An 18,265-nucleotide genomic window follows, 5' to 3' on the forward strand; every position below is an offset into this window, starting at 1 on the left:
CGGGGGAGTCAGGTAGCCGGTTTCTGTGGCAGTGGCGAGATCGGCATTCCGGGTCCGATCTTCTGCAGATTGCCCGTGATCACCTGGTCGCCTTCGGCGACGCCGCTCAAAATGGCGATCTGGTCGCCGCTGGTCGGTCCGAGCGAAACCAGCCGCTGGTCGACCGTGTTGCCCTTGCCGACGACATAGAGATATTTGCCGAGCTGGCTCGAGCCGAGCGCGACCTGAGGCACCATCAGCGCATCGGGCTGCTGTTTGACGTGCAGCCGCACGCGCACATATTGGCCCGGCAGCAAGGTGAACTTCGCATTGCCGATGGTGGCGCGGGCCGTAATCGTGCCGGTTGAGTGGTCGACGGTGTTGTCGATGAAGGTCAGCTGCCCTTTCTGGCTGGCTTCCGTGGCACCGGGCAGCAAAACTTCGACTTCGATCGGCCCCGATGCCCGGGCTTCCTCGATCTGCGCCAGGTCCGTCTCGCTCGGATTGAAGGTGACGTAGATCGGGTCGAGCTGCACCAACGTGTTCAGCACCGTGCCGGCGACGCTGACCAGCGTTCCGACCGAGGCCTGGTTGCGGCCCAGGCGGCCAGTGAACGGCGCATGGATTTCGGAGTAGCTCAAATTGAGCTCAGCCGTGCGCACGGCCGCCTGGTTGAGCGCCAGCGACGCCTGTGCCTCGCGCAAGGTGCTGGTGCGCTGGTCGAAGCTGTCCTTGGCCAGATAACCGCTCTTGGCCAGTTCGGAGCCGCGGCCGAGGTTGGACCGCGCATAGTCGAGCGTCGCCGTGTCGCGCTGCACCTGGGCTTTCGCCTGGTCGAGCGCGGCCTGGAAGTCGTCGGGCGAGATCTTGTAGAGCAGATCGCCCTGCCGCACATCGGCGCCGTCTTGCGCCGTCTGTTCTTGCAGATAGCCCGGCACTCTGGCCTGCAAGGTGATGCTGCGGATCGGCTCGATGCGGGCGGCGTAGTCGAGATAGATCGGGATCGTCTTCTTGACGACGCTCGCCACCGGCACGGGCATGACAAAGGCTGCCGGGGCCGGCGTCGCCGCTCCAGCCGTGCCGGCGCTCAGCCTGAGATTGCCCATGTCGAGCAGGTGGACGCTCGCCACCGAGATCGCGCCCAGCGCGACAGCCGTTCCCAACGCGATTTTCCATTTACGCATGATCAGTCTCCAATCTTATTCGGCCGCTTGCGCCAGGGGAGGGAAGGCGGGTTCGGCGGTTGGTTCAGTGTGCGCGGCAGCAGGCTCATCACCGCCACGGCGTTCGCGGAATTGTTCGATGACCGCGTAGAAGACCGGCACGAAAACCAGCGACAGGATGGTCGCGGCGACCATGCCGCCAAACACGGTGGTGCCGATCGATTGGCGGCTTGCCGCGCCCGCACCCGTGGCGAACATCAGCGGCAGCACGCCCAGGATGAAGGCGAAGGCGGTCATCAGGATCGGCCGCAACCTGAGCCGTGCGGCCTCCATCGACGCCTCGACGATGCTCAAACCTTCCTCACGCCGCCGTCTTGCGAATTCGACGATCAGGATCGCGTTCTTGGCCGCCAGGCCGATCAGCATGACGAAGCCGATCTGCGAGTAGACGTCGATCTGCATGCCGCGCGCCCAAAGTGCGGCGAACGCGCCGAACAGAGCGAGCGGCACCGCCAGCAGCACCATGAACGGCATCGCCCAGCTCTCATATTGAGCCGCCAGGATCAGGAAGACGAAGACGATGGCGAGCCCGAAGACGACGGACGCGATCGATCCCGCCTTGAGTTCCTGGAAGGTGATGCCGGTCCATTCGAAACCGAAATCCCTGGGCAGTGCGGTGGCCGCCGCCCGTTCCATGGCAGCGACAGCTTGACCCGACGAGAAGCCGGGCGCGGCGCCGCCATTGATCGTGGCCGAGGCGTTGTTGTTGTAGTGCGGCACGGTCTCCGGACCGACGAACGGCACCAGCTTGCCCAGCGTGCTGAGCGGCACCATACCGCCGGAAGCATTGCGCACATAGAGCCGCGAAATGTCCGCCGCACCCGCGCGAGCATCCTTGTCGGCCTGGATGGTCACCCGGAAGGTGCGGCCAAACAGGTTGAAGTCGTTCACGTAGAGGGAGCCGAGGTAGATCTGCAGCGTGTTGAAGACGTCGGGCAGGTTGAGGCCGAGCAGCTTCGCCTTGGCTCGATCGAGGTCGTAGTTGAACTGCGGCGTCGAGGTCGAGAACGGCGAGAACAGCTGCTGCGGATTGATCTCGGGCTGCTTGCGCGCCTCGGCGATCACGGCCTGCGTTGCGTCGTTGAGCGCATTGCTGCCGCGGCCGGTGAGGTCCTCCACGACGAACTCGAAACCGCCGGTCGTGCCGATACCCGGGATGGACGGCGGATCGAAGGAGAGCGCGAAGGCTTCCGGTATCTGCAGCAGCTTCATGCGCACGTCGGCGACGAGTTTCGAGGCGCTCTGGTCGGGGCCGCGCTCCTCCCATGGCTTCAGGATGGCGAATTCGACAGCCGAATTCGACTGCGCGGCACTGGTCAGGAAGTTCAGGCCGCTGATCGAGCCGACAATGTCGACGCCGGGCGTTGCTTGCAGGATGTCGCGTGCCTTCTGCGCCACCGCGTCGGTGCGTTCCAGCGAGGCGCCGTCCGGCAGTTGGATGACGACGAAGAAGTAGCCCTGGTCCTCGACCGGAAGGAAGGTCGAGGGCAGGCGCTGCAAGACGAAATAGGTGGCGACCAGCCCCGCCGCGAACAGGCCGAGCATGATCCAGCGCAAGCGGACGAGGAGGCGCACGCCATGGGCGTAGGCATGCGACAGCCTGTCGAAGCCGGTGTTGAACCAGCGGAACAGCACGAACTGCGTGCCATGGCGATGGCGCAGGAAAGCGGCACTGAGCGCCGGGCTCAGCGTCAGCGAATTGAAGGCGGAAATGCCGACCGAAATCGCCACCGTCAATGCGAACTGGTTGTAGAGCCGTCCCGAGACGCCGGGAATGAAGGCGACGGGTATGAACACCGCCATCAGCACGGCGGTGGTGGCGATGATCGGCCCGGTGACTTCGGCCATGGCGGCCTTGGTTGCCGCCAGTGGTCTCAGTCCGGCCTCGAGCTGTCGTTCGACATTCTCGACCACCACGATGGCGTCGTCGACGACAAGGCCGATCGCCAGCACCATGCCGAGCAGGGAAAGCATGTTGAGAGAGAAGCCCAGCATCTCCATGACGACGAGCGTCGCCACCAGCGACACCGGAATGGCGATGGTCGGGATGATGGTCGTGCGCCAGCTCTGCAGGAAGATGAACACCACGGCGACGACCAGCACCAGCGCTTCGCCGAGCGTGATCAGCACGTCATGCATCGACGCCGAGACGAAGCGCGTCGTGTCGTAGTGCATGGCGTAGGAGACGCCCTTCGGGAATCGGGTCGATAGCTCCTGCATCTTGTCCTTGACGCGCTGCTGAAGGTCGAGCGCGTTGGAACCGGGCATCTGGTAGACGGCGAGCACCACCGTCGGGTCCTTGCCGAAGAAGGCCGAGGACGAGTATTGCAGCGCGCCGAGTTCGATGCGTGCGACGTCGCGTAGCCTCACCAGCGAACCGCTGGTCGTATTGGCGCGCACCACGATGTCGCCGAATTCCTTCGGGTCGCTGAGGCGGCCGACGGCGTTGACCTGCATCTCGAAGGCGGTGCCGGCCGGGGCGGGTGACTGGCCGATCTTGCCGGCCGCCACCTGCACGTTCTGCTCGGAAATGGCGTTCTGCACGTCGACGGCGGTGATGCCGAGATTGGCGAGCTTGTCCGGATCGAGCCAGACGCGCATCGAATAGCGCCGCTCGCCGAAGATCTGCACGTCGCCGACGCCGGGCAAGCGCTTCAGCGGATCGACGACCTGCAGATAGGCAAGGTTCGAAAGCGCCACCGGATCGACGGAATTGTCGGGCGATGTGAGGTTGACGATCAGCACGAAGTTCGGGTTCTGCTTCTTGATCGTCACGCCGCCCTGGTTGACGATCGCCGGCAGCGACGAAGCCGCCTGCGAGACGCGGTTCTGGACGTCGACGGCGGCAGTGCTCAAGGAATAGCCGACATCGAAGGTGATGGTGATGGTCGAGGAGCCGTCGTTGGAGCTCGTCGACGACATGTAGGTCATGCCTTGCACGCCGTTGATCTGCTGCTCCAGCGGCGTCGTCACCGTATCGGCGACCACTTGCGCGCTGGCGCCAGGATAGTGGGCGCTGACCACGACCTGGGGCGGGGTGATGTCGGGAAACTGCGAGACCGGCAGCAGGAAATAACAAATCGTCCCGGCGAGCACCATGATGATGGCGATCGCGGAGGCGAAGATCGGACGGTGGATGAAGAAATTTACCACGACACACACACCTCGCCTGCTGCTCTTGCCCTGCCGAATGCACGGGCAACGGTGGACAGCCGCTGGCGGCGCCTGGTGTCATTCCGCGTGCGGAGCAGCGGTTCGTCGCGGTTCTGCGCATCGGCGAGCGACCGCAGCATCGTTTCGAGGGCGTGCGGGTCGACGCCATCGGCTTTCATGACCAGCCGGATCATCGGATCCCGGACGGCTTCATCTATGGTAAGATCGCGGCGCTGTGACATTGGCCGGCTCCTTGTCTGTCGATTCGCAGCCCATGCTCGCGAACCGTTTTTCATCTCTTCACCGGCCGAGGCCGCATGATTGGCAATCTTTTCGTCTCTCTCGATCTGGTACGACCAGGTCACGACCTTGTTATTGACGGCGGACGATATAGGTGTTACCAGTAAGTAACATGCTGGAAGTTACAGACCGGTAACACCCTAGTCAAGAGGTGGCCGAGGGTTTTTTGGAAACGAAAGGAGATCATGATGACAGACGGCGTCGTGGAGCGCTCTCGTCCCCGGGATCGGATCCTGGAGACGGCACGCGACATGTTCCACAAGCACGGCATCAAGGGCGTCGGCGTCGACGCCATCACCGAAGCCGCCGGCACGAACAAGATGACGCTCTATCGTCACTTCGAATCCAAGGACGATCTCATCGTCGAATGCCTGCGCGCCAATGCGGCCAAGGTCGGCGCGATGTGGGAAACATTCGAAGCGGAGCATCCGGGCGACAAACTCGCGCAGCTTCACGCCTGGGTTTCCAAGGCGGCCGCCATGCTCAATACCGACGGCCGTGGCTGCGACATGGCCAATGCCGCCGCTGAGCTGACCGAGCCAGACCATCCGGCAAGGCGCGTGATCAAGGAACTCAAGGAAGCCCAGCGCGAACGCCTGGTCGGACTCTGCCGCGATGCCGGCATCGGCCAGGCCGAGCTTCTCGCCGATACGCTGTCGCTGCTGTTCGAGGGCGCGCGTGTCAGCGTGCAGACCGTGGGCACCGAAGGCCCCAGCACGCAATTCGTGCGCATGGCGGAAGGCCTGATCGTTTCCTTCCGGGGCGCTGCGGCCGGCTGAAATTCGTCGCGGCTATCAGTCATTCCCCGCCGCACCAGCGGGCGGTGCGTGGCGCCTTTGTTGGCCGGCTGCTACCGCACTACCCGCCGGCTGAACGAAAAAAGCCCGCTGCCGGGAGGAGGTGGCAGCGGGCTCGATTTCGAATGTGGCGCGGGAGGAGGTGCGCCCCATTCAGCGTCGGCATCGCATCTGGGAGGAGTAGATGGCCGACAACCAGAAGCTACGAATTGCCCAATGATTCGGCAATCACGAATAGTGCATAGCAGCTGTGCAGATTTGCTGTGCCGCCCGTGGCATTCGGGTGCGACCTCACTGCACCGGCACGTTTTCCCTGAAAATCAGCCGCGGCTCGATAAATTTCCGGGTCAGATAGGGTGCCGATGACGCAATGGAGCCGAGCAGGCGGATGATCGACTGTTCCGCGATCAGCCTGGCATTCTGGTCGATGACGACATCGACAAGGTCGTCGACGAGGTAGCCGCGCGTCTCCTTGGTCAGGTCGTGGCAGATGAACACCGGCTTGCGATTGGGCCGCGCCTCCCGGATGGCTTTCGCAACACCGGAGCGTCCAGCCCCGACGCAATAGATGCCGAGCAGTTCCGGTTCGTTGCGCAGCGCCTTCATGGTCTCGGCGTAGCTGGCATCCGGCTCGTCATTGATCTCGACGGCGCTGCTGATGGTCAGGTTGGGAAACTCCTCGCCAAGCACCGAGCGGAAACCCATTTCGCGTTCTTCATGGCCACGATAGGAGCGTGAGCCGACGACCATCGCCAGCTGACCCTCGCGGCCGCCGAGGAAACGCCCCATCAACAGTGCCGCGGTTCGCCCCGCCACCCGGTTGTCGATGCCGACATAGGCCGAGCGGGGGGCGGCCGGAATGTCCGACACCAGCGTCACCAGGCGGATGCCGGCTTCGACGATGTCGCCCAGGATGTTGCGGGTTCGTGGATGGTCGATGGCGATGACACCGACGCCATTGGCCCTCAGCGACAGGTTTTCCACGGCTGTCTGCAATGCGTTCGGCGAGATGCCGGCGAGGTTGTGGATCCGGCAGGACGCGACCAGCGGCAGGCGCGACGCATAGTTCTCGATGTGCCTTGCCAGATCCTGCATGAAGGCGTTGCTGCCGATCGGCAGGAAGAATTCGAGGTTTGCGGGCTTGGAGGGAAGCGTCACCTGATCGGCGACCGGCAAATAGCCGAGTTGCTTGGCGGCCTCCATGACGCGCTGCCTGTTGGCGGCGCTCACGCCGGGCCGATTGTTAAGCACCCTGTCGACCGTCGCCGTCGAGAGCCCGCAGTTCCTGGCGATATCGGAGACGGTGGCCTTCATGCCGCAACCCTATGCGTCGACGCGTTGGCGCGCCAGACGGGTGATGTGAGAAGCGATGCGATCTGAGCAACGGATGATTGCCCATCATCATCCGCATTCGCATTCGACGGTTTTCGACAGGACGGCTTCCGCCGTCCTCAGTGCGCCGGTTTGCCGTCGGCGATGGCGTCCCGGATTTCCTTGTCCGACATGCCGGTGATGATCCGTTCGACTTCCGCGACACTGGTCTTCTTCGGATCGATGTCGTCCGCCACCACCTTGCCCCGGCGCATGACGACGATGCGGTCGACCACCTGGAAGACATGGTGGATGTTGTGCGCGATGAAGATGCAGGAATGACCAGAATCGCGTGCGCTGCGCACGAAGCTCAGCACGCCCTGCGTTTCGGCCACGCCAAGGTTGTTGGTCGGCTCGTCGAGGATGATGAGGTCGCTGTCGAAATGCATTGCGCGCGCGATCGCCACCGCTTGCCGCTCGCCGCCGGAGAGCGAGCCGATCGGCGTCGTCGGTGGAATGTTCTTCGAAATGCCGACCTGCTTGAGCAGGTCGCGGGCGACCGTGTTCATCGCCTCCTGGTCCATGCGGTTGAGGAAGCGCGGCGGCCTGATCGGTTCGCGTCCCAGGAACAGGTTGCGGGCGATCGACAGTTGCGTGACCAGTGCGGAGTCTTGGTAGATGGTCTCGATGCCGTTGGCGATCGCGTCGCTGGTGCTGCGCAGGTTCACCTTCTTGCCGCGGATGAAGATGTCGCCGCTGGTCAGCGGCACGGCGCCCGACAGAACCTTGATCAGCGTCGACTTGCCGGCGCCGTTGTCGCCGAGCAGACCGACGATTTCTCGTTCGTTGACATGAAAATTGGCATCCACCAGCGCCTGCACGCGGCCGTAGGACTTGCGGATGTTCTGCATGCGGATGAGCGGTTCAGCCATGGTTCAAGTCCCTGCCTGATGCCGGCGTTCCAGCCATGAGTGGAGTGCCATCATGCCAAGGATGATCGCGCCGATGAAGATGTTGTAGGCAAGGCCGGGTACACCGATCAGCACGATGCCGTTGCGCATCACGCGCAGGATCAGGATGCCGAGCACCGTGCCGATGATGGTGCCGCGCCCGCCGGTCAGCGCCGTGCCGCCGATGACCACCATGGCGATCACCTCGAGTTCGTAGCCGGTGCCGCTGTTGGGGTTGGCGGCGGATGTGCGCAGCGAGGAGATGACGCCGGCAAGCGAGGCCATGACCGACGACAGGATGAACAGGCCGACCTTGACGCGGTTGACATTGACGCCGCGAGCGCGCGCTGCGTTGGGATTGCCGCCCGCCGCCTGGATCCAGTTGCCGGTCCGGCTTTGCGTCAGCACATAGCCGAGCGCGATCGCCGCGGCGATGAACCAGAACAGTGACATGTAGATGCGGAACGGACCGATGAAGAAGTCGCCGACCAGCGCTTCCGCCAGCCAGCTGCCCTCGGCGCTCCAGGTCCGCTGCGGAAAGCCGTCGGTGATAAAAAGGGCGCTGCCGCGCACCACCAGAAGCATGCCGAGCGTCACCAGGAAGGACGGGATCTTGAGCTGCGTGACGAACCAGCCATTGACCAGCCCGATCAGGGCGGCGACCACCAGCGCGACGACGAAGCCCATCTCCAGCGAGGTCACGCCGCCATTGAACAGCGTCCACATCAGCACCGGCGAGAAGCCGAACAGCGATCCGACGGACAGGTCGAATTCGCCTGACGTCATCAGCAATGTCATCGCCAGCGCGATCAGGCCGAGTTCGACGGTGAAGGCCAGCGTGTTGGAGATGTTTTGCGGCGACAGGAAATCGGGGTTGATGCTCCAGAAAACGGCGATTTCGACGACCAGCAGGACGAAGGGTCCGAATTCCGGCCGCGCGATCAGGCGTTGGATGAGCGAATGATTTTCCACTGGGAACCCGCGACATGGTTGGAACGGGCCGCGACCCCCCACCGCATAGGCGGGCCAGTCGCGGCGCAAGAAGGCATCTGGCGCCATGCCGGAACGGCGCGGCGCCAGGATCGCGGTTATTTGCCGGACAGGATCTTGTCGTAGACCCCGGCGGTGTCTTTCTCATAGAGCGCGCCGGTGATGACGTTGAAGCCTGGAGGAATGCCGCTGGCGGCCATGTTGGCCAGCGACAGCGCGACATAGCTGGTCGCCTGCGGGTCTTGCCACTGGCCGGCATTGACGTAGCCGTTCAGCACTTCCTGGGTGGTGTCGAGAGAATTGCCCCAGCCCACGACCGGGATTTCGCCGGGCTTGATGCCGACCTGGTCGAAGACCCGCTTGATCGAGCCGGTGACGAGGTCGCCGAGGCCGATGATGGCCTTCACCTTGCCCTTATGGGCGGTGAGATAGTCGACCATGCGGTTGATCACTTCGGCCTGGTCGAGCGTCGCCTCGGTGACTTCATAGGTGACGCCGAGTGGGCCGAAGACGCTCTTGATACCTTCTTCCTCCTGGACGCCATAGGTGGCGCCGGGGATCTCGACCGGCATCCAGACGAAGTCGCCCTTCTTCACCAGCCCCTTGTCGACCAGATACTGCGCCCAATGCTTGCCGAAGGTGACGTTGTCGCCGCCGACATAGGCATTGAAATTGGCCTTGGGATCGGGCGTGTTGAAGTTGATGATCGGGATGTTGGCGGTACGGGCTTCCTTGACGATCTCAACCAGGCTGCCCGGATCTGGGCTGGTGGTGACGATGCCGTCGGCCTTGGCCGAGATCGCGGCGCGAACCGCTTCCTGCTGGGAGGCAACGTCGCCATTGTGGAACGAGGTGTTGACGGTGTTGCCGGTGTCCTTTGCCCATTGCTTGGCGCCGGCAAGGAAGTAGGTCCAGACCGGATCGGCCGGGCCGCCATGTGAAATCCAGTAGAACGTCTTGGCCTGGGCGGCTGCCGGTAGAACCGTCAGCGCGACCAGCAGGCCGTAGAGCACAAGTCTTAGTCTCGTCAGCATTTGATTTCCTCCCGGTTGAAGATGATCCGTCCCTTGTTCCGGCTTCAGCCGGATTGCGTCTTTTGCCAGCGCCGCTCGGATGCCCAAGAGCATTCCCTTTTTCGGCGGATGGCAAGCCTCCATCTGCAGATGTAGTTGGCGGCTGACCGGGCGCCATCAACGGCCCCATCAGATTGCATCAGTTGGGGTGATTTTTCCGGGCAGCGGGATGATTGGCGTCGAGGCTCAGCCGAGCAACCGTCCTGACCGTCCGGCAGGCCGGTTGCGCCACAGCTAGATGAGACCGGCCTTGGCGAGGTCGCGCATCAGATGGCTGGCGCCGTAGGTCCAGTGCGGGCAATCGGGCGACAGCCGCACCCGGTTGACCAGCGCGCCGAATTTTTCCGACGAGATGGTGACGATGTCGCCGACCTTGTGGGTAAAGCCCTTGCCCTTTTCGCCGCGATCCTTCGAGGGCACGAACATGGTGCCGAGATAAAGCGCCAGCCCATCCGGATATTGGTGATGCGGACCCATGGCAGCGGCGACCAGTTCTTCGGGCGAGCGGCTGATCTCGGCCATCGAGCTTGCGCCCTCCAGCGAGAACCCATCCTCGCCCTCGACCTTCAGGCGCACGACGGCGCGCTTCACGTCGTCGATCGAGAATGCGTCGTCGAACAGGCGGATGAAAGGACCGAGGGAAGCCGACGCATTGTTGTCCTTGGCCTTGCCGAGCAGCAGCGCCGAACGCCCCTCGACGTCACGCAGATTGACATCGTTGCCGATGGTGGCGCCGACGATCCTGCCGCTGCTGGCGGCGATCATGGCGATCTCCGGCTCCGGATTGTTCCAGGTCGACACCGGGTGAAGGCCCACATCGGCGCCGAAGCCGACCGAAGCCATCGGCTGGCACTTGGTGAAGATTTCCGCATCCGGGCCGATGCCCACTTCCAGATATTGCGACCAGGCGCCGCGCGAAATCAGCTTGGCCTTGATCTCCATCGCTTCGGGCGAACCGGGCTTGAGCTTCGAAAGGTCATGGCCGATCAGCCCGGCAATGTCGGCGCGGATGGCGTCGGCCTTTTCCGCCGAGCCGCGCGCCTGCTCCTCGATCACCCGTTCGAGCAGGCTGACGACAAAAGTCACGCCCGATGCCTTGATGGCCTGCAGGTCGACCGGGGACAGGAGGTATGGCTTTGCCGGATCACGCGTGGCCTCGAAACTGTTGGCCGCGATGTCGTCGAGGGAGCCGATCGGCTTGCCCTCGGCCGAGCGCACATGCCTTGCCGGATCGGCCATCTCGCAGACGTCGCGCACGGTCGGCGCCGCGCTCGACGTGATGTCGAAGACGATGCCGTCACGCACCGTGATCACCAGGGGATACAAGGCATCGCTGCTCCTGGCGCGGCCGACAAAAAGGCCCTCGGTCGGCAGATGCGTCGGGTTCGTCATGCGTGCGGTCCTCTGATCATCGAATGCGGGCTTGCCGGGTCGGCGCGGCACTTTCCCCGGATTCCGCCCAAAGGTCTATCCCATTCGACGGCGATTCAGACCGCCGTCTCGTCCATGAAATTCCGGCTTTCCGACAAGCGGGTCTGCGGCGGTCATTATCAAAACCCGACTGGTTCATTTCAAGAGTGTGAAACCTCCGGGTGTTTCATGTGGCCCGTTCAAACCTTGTCGAAACGGTTTCAGCAGATGCCAGTCACAACCCACCCGCGGGATTTCGCTTGACAGTTTCACGAATATGAAAAACTCTTCGGTAATTTCAAGATTTGGGTGAGCCGGTCGATGTCGACCCTAGTTGCGGCACAGGTGTCCGAGGCCCGGTCTTCGTCGGGCTTCCGGTTCGCCATGCTGCTGCCGGGCGCGCTGGTCACTTTCCTGCTGATCCTGTTTGCGCTTGGCCTCGTGCTTTTCCTTGCCTTCCGCGGCAATGACGGTTCGCTGCTGGGCAGCGGCTTCGGCCTGGCGAATTTCGCCACGGTGGTTTCGGATCCGCTCTACTGGACGGTGACGCTGCGCTCGTTGGTCATCGCCGGGCTGGTGACCCTGGCCACGGTCGTCACCGCCTATCCCGTCGCCTACTACCTTGCGTTCTACGCCGGGCGGCGGCGTGGCCTGCTCCTGTTCCTGGTGACACTGCCGTTCTGGACCAGCTACCTGCTGCGCGTCTTCGCCTGGAAGATCGTGCTCGCCTATAACGGCGTCCTGAACTCGGCGCTGATCGAAAGCGGTATCTGGTCACAGCCGACCTTGGCGTTTCTCAATACGCCAGCGGCTGTGGTCGTCACGCTGGCCCACGCTTATGCGCCGTTCGCCATCCTGCCGATCTATGTGGCGCTGGAGACCATTCCGAAATCGCTGATCGAGGCCGCTTCAGACCTTGGCGCGCGGCCGTTCACGTCCTTTCGCCGGGTCGTGCTGCCGAACTCGATGCCGGGCGTCCTGGCCGCGGCCCTGGTCGTCTTCGTGCCGACGGTCGGCGACTATGTCACCCCGGCGATGGTCGGCGGACCGGCCAGCACCATGATCGGCACACTGATCCAGTCGCAGTTCGGCAAGGCCAACGACTGGCCGTTCGGCGCGGCCCTTTCGGTCTGCGTCATGCTGGTCATCCTGGTCGTGGTGCTGGTCGCACGCGGCGCCGACCGCAGGTTTGGCAGCCGCACATGAGAGTGGAACGCCTCGGCACGCAACGAAATGGCCGCTGGCTAGGCCTCTATGTGCTCGCCTACCTCGTGTTTCTCTATCTCCCGGTTCTGCTGATTCCGCTGTTTTCCTTCAATGATTCCATCCAGGCGGCGTTTCCGCTGCAGGGCTTCACGCTGCAGTGGTACGCGACCCTCTATGGCAATTCCGCTCTGTCGGGCGCGCTCCTGAACAGTCTCGTCATCGGCGCCATCGCGGCCTCCGGCGCCACGCTGTGCGGCATTACCGTGTCCTATATGGACCTCTACGGCCGCTCGCCATTGGCCGCCACCATCAGCGCCATCGCACGGCTGCCGATCCTCATTCCAGGCGTCATCGTCGGCATATCGCTGTTGATCCTGATCAACCTCGTTGGCGTTGGACCGTCGCGTGTCGCCATCGTGCTCGGCCATATACTGGTGGCGCTGCCAACCACCGTGGTCGTCATGCGCAGCCGCTTCGCCGCCATCCCCAGGACGGTTCGCGAGGCGGCGCTCGACCTTGGCGCCTCCGACTGGACGACGTTCCGGCGCGTCATGCTGCCGCTCAGCCTGCCCGCCGTGCTGTCGGCCTTCATGCTCGCCTTCCTGATCTCCTTCGACGAATTCATCGTCGTCTTCTTCCTTGCCGGCACCGAGCCGACCCTGCCGCTCTACATCTGGAGCCAACTGCGCTTTCCCCGCTCGCTGCCCACCGTCATGGCGCTGGGGACGATGATCCTGGCCGTGTCCTTCATCATCGCCGGCACAGCCGAGATCCTGCGCCATCGCGGGCTTGGCGCGGTGCGCCGGATATCCGCCAATTCAGCCTGATCACAACAACGCCAACCACAACAAAGAAGAGGAGAACGAAAATGGCATTCCACCTGAAATCGATAGCCGGACACAAGGCCCGGGCCGGCCTTGCCGCACTGGCGCTCGCACTGTCGTCGACCGTGGCGTTGGCCGCCGAGAAGCTGCAATACTTCACCTGGTCAGGGTACGAGCTGCCCGATTTCAACAAGAGCTTCCTCGCCGCGCATCCCGATGGCTTCGAGGCCTCCATCTTCGGTGACGATGACGATGCCTTCACCAAGGTCAAGGCAGGCTTCCGCCCCGACATAGCGCATCCCTGCTACGACAAGGTGGCGCGCTGGAACAAGGAAGGCCTGCTGCAGCCGATCGACACCAAGCGCATCAAGAACTGGGATTCGGTCTTCCCCGTGTTCAAGAACCTGCCCGATTTGCAGGCGGGCGACGGCAAGGTCTGGATGGTGCCGTGGGACTGGGGCAACACCTCGATCCTCTACCGCACCGATCTGGTGAAGAACCCCGAAGCGAGCTGGAAACTTCTGTGGGACAAGCAGTATGCCGGCCGCATGGCGACCATCGACGCCGTCCACGACACGCCCATCGTCGCGGCACTGCTTGCCGGCGTGAACCCCTTCGACATGACTGCGGACCAAATGGACAAGGTCGCCGAGAAGCTGCGCGAACAGCGCCCGCTGCTGTCGAGCTACACCACCGATATGACTTCGGTCGAGCAGGCGCTGGCCAGTGGCCAGCTGGTCGCCGCCATGACCTGGAACGCATCGGCCACTTCGCTGAAGAAGCAGGGCGTGCCGGTCGAGTTCATGAGGCCGAAGGAAGGGATGCTGACCTGGGCCTGCGGTTTCGTCATGCTCAAGGACGCCAAGAACGTCGATCTCGCCTATGACTTCATCAACAGCCGGCTGGACGCCGAGTCGGGCAAATTCCTGATCCAGTCCTATGGCTATGGCAGCTCGCTCTCGACTGCCTTCGCCGGTGTGCCGAAGGACGAATTGGAAAAGCTCCAGCTGCCGTCCGACCCTGAAGTAATGCTGAAGAGCACGATCTTCACCGGCCCGATGAAGCAGAATGACGATGTCGCCAAGATGTTCGAGAAGGTGAAGGCCGGCGGGTGACGCTGGCCAGCCTTGTTGGAGGCGATTGGATTACTGAAGCTTGCGCCGCCCCTCATCCGCCTGCCCCTTCTCCCCGTAATAGAGACGGGGAGAAGGGGACTGGCCGCAACGTCGGCGACCCCCTCTCCCCGTTTTTTCACGGGGAGAGGGTAAGGGTGAGGGGCAGCGCAAACGTGCGAACGACAATGCTGCGTTGCTCGATAAGGATGCGGCAAACGAGGACCGATGCATGGACATGCTGGACGAACAGGCCGAGAAACCCAAGGACGATGCCGACGTTCGCGTCGGTCGGCGGGTGCGGGCCCTGCGGCTCGAGCGCCGCCTTTCGCTGGCGGAGCTTGCCGCCAGGGCGGGCGTGTCGATCGGCGCGCTCAGCCAGATCGAGCGCGGCATGTCTTCGCTGCGCGTCAAGGTGATCTGGCCGCTCGCCGCGGCTCTGGACATCGAGCCGTCGGCGCTGATCGCCGACGGCGACGATGCCGCCAACGATCTCTACTGCGTGCGTGCCAACTGCCGCCGCGCCATCCCGGTGAAGTCGGAGGGCATCGCCAAGGCGCTGCTGTCGCCGCCGGGCGCGACGCTGACCGGCATGCTGGTAACGGTGGAAGCCGGCGGCGGCACCGCGGAAGCCTATGCGCATGTAGGCCATGAGTTTGGCTACGTATTGGCCGGCGAGGTCGAACTGGTGGTGGATTCGACAAAATACGTGCTGAAGACCGGCGACAGTTTTGCCTTCAAGAGCACGCTGTTGCACGCTTTCCGCAATCCTGGCGGCGAGGAATGCCGGATCCTCTGGGTCAACACCACGAAACCGTCCGAGGTTCGCGATGGCGCCTGATCCGCTCGTCCGCCTGCAGGCGGTATCGAAGATTTTTCCCGGCGGTATCGTCGGGCTCGACGCCGTCGATCTCGACATCATCAGCGGCGAGTTCATCACCCTGCTCGGACCATCGGGCTGCGGCAAGACCACCAGCCTGCGCGTCATTGCGGGCTTCGAAAGCCCGTCGAGCGGCGCGGTGCTGCTCGACGGCCGCGACATCACCGAGCTTCGACCTTACGACCGGCCGGTCAATACCGTGTTCCAGGACTACGCGCTGTTCCCGCACATGAACGTCGCCGAAAATGTCGGCTTCGGTCTGTCGCTGCGCAAATTGTCCGGAGCCGAACAGGCAAAACGCGTCGGTGAAGCCCTCGACATGGTCGGCCTCGCCGACAAGCTTCGTGCCCGCGTTTCCGAACTCTCCGGCGGCCAACGCCAGCGCGTCGCGCTCGCCCGCGCCATCGTCTGCGAACCGCGCGTGCTCTTGCTCGACGAACCGCTGTCGGCGCTTGACGCGCATCTGCGCGAACAGATGCAGGTCGAGTTGAAGCGGCTGCAGTCGCGGCTTGGCACCACCTTCGTCATGGTCACCCATGACCAGACCGAAGCGCTGTCGATCTCCGACCGCATCGTCGTCATGAACAAGGGCCGCATCGAACAGATCGCGCCACCGGCGGTACTGTACGACCGGCCCGCCACGACGTTCGTGGCGAGCTTCATCGGCACCATGAATCTCCTGCAGTCGCATTTCGTCGGCCGCGAGGGCGATCGCCTGCGTTTCGCCGCCGGCGCCCTGGCGGTGGAGGCAACTTCTGAAACTGGGAAGTCACCCGGGCAAGGCGAAGTGCGGACCATCGGCGTGCGCCCGGAGGACTTGCTGGCAACGACCGAGGCCGCGCCGGGCACGGCGCCGGCGCGCGTCAACAGCGTCGTCTTTCATGGCCGCACGCTGCGGCTGCATGCCGAACTCGACCAAGGCGCACCTATTGTCATCGATGCGCCGCGCCAGGCTGAGGGTTTCCAGTTCAGCGTCGGCGACGTGGCGCATATCAGCCTGCGCCGTGGCGCCAACTGCCCTATGCTGCCCAGCTGACCTGCTCCATCGGCGGCTACGGCAGTCGGGCAACGGCCGCGAATACGCCGACTGGGGTCCATGACTTTCTCGAGGTCAAGGGCATCGGATGCGGGGTGGGCTTCGAAGCAATCCACGCTTGACTCAAAGAGATGTACCTGTTTTGTTCTAACGCCGGAGCAAAACGGGAGCGTTCCTTGGCGAGCGTACGCGTATGTACCAAGGCGAGTTCGATTTCGGAATTCCAGAGCCGCCATGGCGGCCTAAGCGGCCGGAGCGCGTCTTCTACGGCTTGTTTCTGCAGCAGAAGGACTATTCGCGGTTTGCGGATTGTCAAAGCCAGCTGTGCGGCCAATGTGAGATAACCGCCTCACGTCTGCTGTATCACCGGTTTCACGTCAGCCTGCAACATGTCGGTGATTACAAAAGGCTGCCAGAGAAAATCATCTTCGCAGCGGCCCGATCGGGGCGACGCATCGCGATGTCTGAGTTTGATGTCACCTTTCGCCAATTCAGGAGCTTTCCCGGTCGCCCGGCGACGAGGAGCCGCCCGGCCAAGCATCCTTTCGTGCTTCTCGCCGATGACGGACCGGTTTGCGAATTGAGCAGGAAGCTCGGTGCTGAAATGTCGCGCGAAGGACTCAAAGCTTCAGACGGTTTCGTTCCACATTTGACGCTGGCCTATGACCAGAAACTTATTCCGCAACAGCCTATCGGCCCAATCAGCTTTGTCGCCCGGGAGTTCGTTCTTGTGCACAGCTTGCGCGGACTGAAGAAGTACGTTTTCCCGGACTGTTGGCCGCTCAGTGCGATGTGATGCGCCGATCGCTCGCCCTCAAACCGTCGTCACAGAGCCCCGCTATGTCTATCGTCCTGACAAAGCTTGTCAGCTGTCGTGCGGGCAAAGCTGGCGGACTGGCGAGCGCTTCCCTACTTCGAGTGCGTCGGAACAGGAGGAAGACAAATGACCGTCGCGGAAATTGCCAAGGATTTCACCGAACTGCTCAGGCGGGGCGACAACGAAAGTGCCGCTCAGAAGTACAATGCCGACGAAATCGTGAGCTATGAAGCCATGGAGGGCCCTCTGGCCGTCTGCAACGGCAAGGAAGCCGTGAAACAGAAGGGCCAGTGGTGGCAAGAGAACAACGAAGTGCACGGCGGCTCCGTCGAAGGCCCGTATGTCAACGGCGACCAGTTCGCGGTGCGCTTCACGTTTGACATAACGCCCAAGGCTACGGGCGAGCGCGTCACCATGGATGAGGTTGGCCTGTACACAGTCAAGAACGGCAAGATTACCGAAGAGCGCTTCTACTATTGAGGCAATGCCGCCGGCTTTCCGGAGTCTGCTTTCTTCGCTGCAGGCGAAAAACGAGCATGGCGGCCGGGGCAATGCCCTGGCCGTTCATGCGAGGTTCAAATCATCTTCACATGGGATGCGGGGCGCTGGCAAAGCGGGAAGGGCGGTTTTAGGGTGCGGGACGGATTCGACAATCAGCCAGGGAAGCGCGCTTTTGACGATCACCATGTATGGCATCACCAACTGTGACACGATCAAGAAGGCGCGCGTCTGGCTGGAGAGCCATGACGTGCCTTATCGTTTCCATGATTATCGGGCCGACGGGATCGAAGCGGGCAGGCTGAATGGCTGGGTCGGCAAGGTCGGCTGGGAAAAGCTCCTCAACAAGGGCAGCACCACGTTCCGCGAACTGCCGGAGACAGACAAGCAATCGCTCGACGAAAAGCAGGCCAAGGCGCTGATGCTGGCCAGACCGACGATGATCAAGCGCCCGGTGCTGGAAATTGGTGACAGTGTTCTCGTGGGGTTCAAGCCGGATGTCTATGAGCAGGCGGTTGGTGCAAAGTAGATAGGCGGCGATCCTTCGCGCCCCCCTCTGTCCTGCCGGACATCTCCCCCACAAGGAGGGAGATTGGCAGCTCCGCTGTCCGACCTTCGTCTTCAACGTTGAAAATTGGCGAAAGCCGTCGCGACATCGATCTCCCCCCTTGTGGGGGAGATGTCCGGCAGGACAGAGGGGGCGCTG

Annotated in this window: 17 protein-coding genes; 9 read left to right on the forward strand and 8 right to left on the reverse strand. The window is 63.1% G+C overall.

What is annotated here, in order from left to right; translation table 11 throughout:
• Window positions 1-8 precede the first annotated feature (8 nt).
• Genes FJ548_RS02150 through FJ548_RS02160 form a run of 3 tightly spaced genes read right to left on the reverse strand, consistent with a single transcriptional unit; the run spans window position 9 to window position 4,597 of the window.
• Window positions 9-1,163, reverse strand: a complete 1,155-nt coding sequence (locus tag FJ548_RS02150) for an efflux RND transporter periplasmic adaptor subunit (protein WP_140776593.1) — start codon at window positions 1,161-1,163, stop codon at window positions 9-11.
• 15 nt (window positions 1,164-1,178) lie between these two features.
• Window positions 1,179-4,355 carry a multidrug efflux RND transporter permease subunit gene (locus tag FJ548_RS02155; RefSeq protein WP_140776595.1) on the reverse strand — a complete coding sequence of 1,059 codons (3,177 nt, stop codon included), beginning with the start codon at window positions 4,353-4,355 and terminating at the stop codon, window positions 1,179-1,181.
• Window positions 4,349-4,597, reverse strand: coding sequence for a hypothetical protein (locus FJ548_RS02160; protein ID WP_140607300.1), 249 nt, complete (start codon window positions 4,595-4,597; stop codon window positions 4,349-4,351). Before FJ548_RS02160 ends, FJ548_RS02155 begins: the two co-directional genes overlap by 7 nt.
• A 246-nt stretch (window positions 4,598-4,843) precedes the next feature.
• Between FJ548_RS02160 and FJ548_RS02165 the strand changes: the two genes are divergently transcribed.
• Window positions 4,844-5,434: a TetR/AcrR family transcriptional regulator gene (locus FJ548_RS02165; protein WP_140607299.1), complete on the forward strand. Its 591-nt coding sequence runs from the start codon at window positions 4,844-4,846 to the stop codon at window positions 5,432-5,434.
• Window positions 5,435-5,743: 309 nt separating this feature from the next.
• Here the strand turns inward: FJ548_RS02165 and FJ548_RS02170 are convergent, their stop codons facing one another.
• The 5 genes from FJ548_RS02170 to FJ548_RS02190 all read right to left on the reverse strand — a co-directional run bounded on the left by FJ548_RS02170 (window position 5,744) and on the right by FJ548_RS02190 (window position 11,168).
• Window positions 5,744-6,766 (reverse strand): LacI family DNA-binding transcriptional regulator, encoded by a 1,023-nt coding sequence (locus tag FJ548_RS02170; RefSeq protein ID WP_140776597.1) that lies wholly within the window; start codon window positions 6,764-6,766, stop codon window positions 5,744-5,746.
• 137 nt (window positions 6,767-6,903) lie between these two features.
• Window positions 6,904-7,695: an ATP-binding cassette domain-containing protein gene (locus tag FJ548_RS02175; protein WP_140607297.1), complete on the reverse strand. Its 792-nt coding sequence runs from the start codon at window positions 7,693-7,695 to the stop codon at window positions 6,904-6,906.
• Window positions 7,696-7,698: 3 nt separating this feature from the next.
• Entirely contained in the window at window positions 7,699-8,685 is a 987-nt protein-coding gene (locus tag FJ548_RS02180; RefSeq protein ID WP_140760685.1) for an ABC transporter permease, read from the reverse strand.
• 116 nt (window positions 8,686-8,801) lie between these two features.
• Window positions 8,802-9,737: a substrate-binding domain-containing protein gene (locus FJ548_RS02185; RefSeq protein ID WP_140607295.1), complete on the reverse strand. Its 936-nt coding sequence runs from the start codon at window positions 9,735-9,737 to the stop codon at window positions 8,802-8,804.
• A gap of 273 nt (window positions 9,738-10,010) precedes the next feature.
• On the reverse strand, window positions 10,011-11,168 hold the full coding sequence (locus FJ548_RS02190) for a fumarylacetoacetate hydrolase family protein (protein WP_140697082.1): 1,158 nt from the start codon (window positions 11,166-11,168) through the stop codon (window positions 10,011-10,013).
• Between the two features lie 339 nt (window positions 11,169-11,507).
• Here FJ548_RS02190 and FJ548_RS02195 point away from each other — a divergent pair, with 339 nt between their 5' ends.
• The 8 genes from FJ548_RS02195 (at window position 11,508) to FJ548_RS02230 (ending at window position 18,088) form a co-directional block, all read left to right on the forward strand.
• The gene (locus FJ548_RS02195; RefSeq protein WP_140697079.1) at window positions 11,508-12,392 is read left to right on the forward strand and encodes an ABC transporter permease; all 885 of its coding nucleotides are present in this window, start codon (window positions 11,508-11,510) and stop codon (window positions 12,390-12,392) included.
• Window positions 12,389-13,219, forward strand: coding sequence for an ABC transporter permease (locus FJ548_RS02200; protein WP_140697076.1), 831 nt, complete (start codon window positions 12,389-12,391; stop codon window positions 13,217-13,219). The genes FJ548_RS02195 and FJ548_RS02200 overlap by 4 nt, the downstream gene beginning before the upstream one ends.
• A gap of 41 nt (window positions 13,220-13,260) precedes the next feature.
• Window positions 13,261-14,331 (forward strand): ABC transporter substrate-binding protein, encoded by a 1,071-nt coding sequence (locus FJ548_RS02205; RefSeq protein WP_140697073.1) that lies wholly within the window; start codon window positions 13,261-13,263, stop codon window positions 14,329-14,331.
• A gap of 229 nt (window positions 14,332-14,560) precedes the next feature.
• On the forward strand, window positions 14,561-15,169 hold the full coding sequence (locus FJ548_RS02210; RefSeq protein ID WP_140697070.1) for a cupin domain-containing protein: 609 nt from the start codon (window positions 14,561-14,563) through the stop codon (window positions 15,167-15,169).
• A complete protein-coding gene (locus FJ548_RS02215) occupies window positions 15,159-16,244 on the forward strand; it encodes an ABC transporter ATP-binding protein (protein ID WP_140776599.1) in 1,086 nt (361 codons plus the stop codon). The genes FJ548_RS02210 and FJ548_RS02215 overlap by 11 nt, the downstream gene beginning before the upstream one ends.
• 193 nt (window positions 16,245-16,437) lie before the next feature.
• Window positions 16,438-17,040, forward strand: coding sequence for a 2'-5' RNA ligase family protein (locus FJ548_RS02220; protein WP_140697064.1), 603 nt, complete (start codon window positions 16,438-16,440; stop codon window positions 17,038-17,040).
• Window positions 17,041-17,187: 147 nt separating this feature from the next.
• Entirely contained in the window at window positions 17,188-17,541 is a 354-nt protein-coding gene (locus FJ548_RS02225) for a nuclear transport factor 2 family protein (RefSeq protein ID WP_140776601.1), read from the forward strand.
• Between the two features lie 193 nt (window positions 17,542-17,734).
• The gene (locus tag FJ548_RS02230; protein ID WP_140776825.1) at window positions 17,735-18,088 is read left to right on the forward strand and encodes an ArsC family reductase; all 354 of its coding nucleotides are present in this window, start codon (window positions 17,735-17,737) and stop codon (window positions 18,086-18,088) included.
• The last annotated feature ends 177 nt before the right edge of the window (window positions 18,089-18,265 follow it).

The sequence above is a fragment of the Mesorhizobium sp. B2-4-17 genome, from assembly GCF_006441275.1.
Taxonomy (GTDB): Bacteria; Pseudomonadota; Alphaproteobacteria; order Rhizobiales; family Rhizobiaceae; genus Mesorhizobium.

Excerpts from the sequence above, each read along its gene's own strand:
- FJ548_RS02220 (WP_140697064.1), top strand. The coding sequence starts at position 16,438 with ATGTACCAAGGCGAGTTCGATTTCGGAATTCCAGAGCCGCCATGGCGG.
- FJ548_RS02160 (WP_140607300.1), bottom strand. The coding sequence starts at position 4,597 with ATGTCACAGCGCCGCGATCTTACCATAGATGAAGCCGTCCGGGATCCG.
- FJ548_RS02195 (WP_140697079.1), top strand. The coding sequence starts at position 11,508 with ATGTCGACCCTAGTTGCGGCACAGGTGTCCGAGGCCCGGTCTTCGTCG.
- FJ548_RS02215 (WP_140776599.1), top strand. The coding sequence starts at position 15,159 with ATGGCGCCTGATCCGCTCGTCCGCCTGCAGGCGGTATCGAAGATTTTT.
- FJ548_RS02200 (WP_140697076.1), top strand. The coding sequence starts at position 12,389 with ATGAGAGTGGAACGCCTCGGCACGCAACGAAATGGCCGCTGGCTAGGC.
- FJ548_RS02175 (WP_140607297.1), bottom strand. The coding sequence starts at position 7,695 with ATGGCTGAACCGCTCATCCGCATGCAGAACATCCGCAAGTCCTACGGC.
- FJ548_RS02210 (WP_140697070.1), top strand. The coding sequence starts at position 14,561 with ATGGACATGCTGGACGAACAGGCCGAGAAACCCAAGGACGATGCCGAC.
- FJ548_RS02205 (WP_140697073.1), top strand. The coding sequence starts at position 13,261 with ATGGCATTCCACCTGAAATCGATAGCCGGACACAAGGCCCGGGCCGGC.
- FJ548_RS02150 (WP_140776593.1), bottom strand. The coding sequence starts at position 1,163 with ATGCGTAAATGGAAAATCGCGTTGGGAACGGCTGTCGCGCTGGGCGCG.
- FJ548_RS02190 (WP_140697082.1), bottom strand. The coding sequence starts at position 11,168 with ATGACGAACCCGACGCATCTGCCGACCGAGGGCCTTTTTGTCGGCCGC.
- FJ548_RS02165 (WP_140607299.1), top strand. The coding sequence starts at position 4,844 with ATGACAGACGGCGTCGTGGAGCGCTCTCGTCCCCGGGATCGGATCCTG.
- FJ548_RS02170 (WP_140776597.1), bottom strand. The coding sequence starts at position 6,766 with ATGAAGGCCACCGTCTCCGATATCGCCAGGAACTGCGGGCTCTCGACG.
- FJ548_RS02185 (WP_140607295.1), bottom strand. The coding sequence starts at position 9,737 with ATGCTGACGAGACTAAGACTTGTGCTCTACGGCCTGCTGGTCGCGCTG.
- FJ548_RS02225 (WP_140776601.1), top strand. The coding sequence starts at position 17,188 with ATGACCGTCGCGGAAATTGCCAAGGATTTCACCGAACTGCTCAGGCGG.